The following is an 875-nucleotide window of genomic DNA, read 5'->3' on the forward strand; positions in this document are numbered from 1 at the left end:
GTCTACGTCACCGAACGCCTCGGCGAACCCCACCCCGTCCGGTAACGCCGCCCAGGCCCGCGCCACGTCCGCGGGTCGATCCGCCGGACAGATCGTGACCGTGTACTCCCCACCGCCGTTCATCGGCCGCCGGCCCGCCGCACCGATCGTGCCAACGCCGCCCCCAGCAGTACCCGCCCGGCCGCCGGCATCGTGACCGTGTCGACGAAGAAGAAGAGCGGGCACACCTGATAGTCATGCCAGCCGCTCTCCACCGCGAACAGCTCCGCCGACGCAGGGGAATCAAACGTGATCGTGGTGTCCCGGACCTGCCGGTCGTCTCCCGGCTCGAAACGCACCACCCCGTAAAGGACCGGCAGTCGCTCACCGTCGTCTCCGATGGTCGCTGGGCTTGTCGTGGGCTCTGTCGCTGACCGCATCCCATCCCGCTTTCGTCTCCGCTGGTTGGACACCGACCCAGCCATATAATGATCATTTCTCGGCATGGGCCAGACCGGCTCCCGGCCACGATTACGAGCCGGACGAACGGTGAAAAGGCCGCCAGCCGTATACATCCGGTGGTTAAACTGGCGGATGGTGCGCAGCATGAGACCGATTGCGCCCGACCATCCCGGCAGGAAGGCAGCCGTGACGTCCCGCAACCACGAGCTACCCGCTCCACCCGCCGACCTGTGGGACCGCCCGGACATGACCCAGGCCCTTGACCAGCGCGACATGGCCACGGTGTTGAAGACGTTCCAGAAATGGACCGGTGCCACCCAAGGGCAAATCGCTACCGCGTGTGGCATGCCCCAGTCGCATATCAGCGAGATCCGCAACGGCAAACGACAAGTGATAACGCTGGCCGTCTTCGAGCGGCTCGCGAACGGCCTGAA

Annotated in this window: 2 protein-coding genes; one reads left to right on the plus strand and one right to left on the minus strand. The window is 65.9% G+C overall.

Annotated features, from left to right (window positions below; translation table 11 throughout):
• Nucleotides 1-119: 119 nt before the first annotated feature.
• Nucleotides 120-419: a hypothetical protein gene (locus MJ785_RS20975; protein ID WP_239382514.1), complete on the minus strand. Its 300-nt coding sequence runs from the start codon at nucleotides 417-419 to the stop codon at nucleotides 120-122.
• A gap of 208 nt (nucleotides 420-627) precedes the next feature.
• Here MJ785_RS20975 and MJ785_RS20980 point away from each other — a divergent pair.
• The coding region (locus MJ785_RS20980) for a helix-turn-helix transcriptional regulator (RefSeq protein WP_239382516.1) at nucleotides 628-875 on the plus strand (248 nt) is incomplete at its 3' end.

It is taken from the genome of Protofrankia sp. CiT1 (assembly GCF_917627335.1).
In the GTDB taxonomy this organism is placed as follows: Bacteria; Actinomycetota; Actinomycetes; order Frankiales; family Frankiaceae; genus Protofrankia.

Coding starts and splice junctions, on each gene's coding strand:
- MJ785_RS20975 (WP_239382514.1), bottom strand. CDS start 419: ATGCGGTCAGCGACAGAGCCCACGACAAGCCCAGCGACCATCGGAGAC.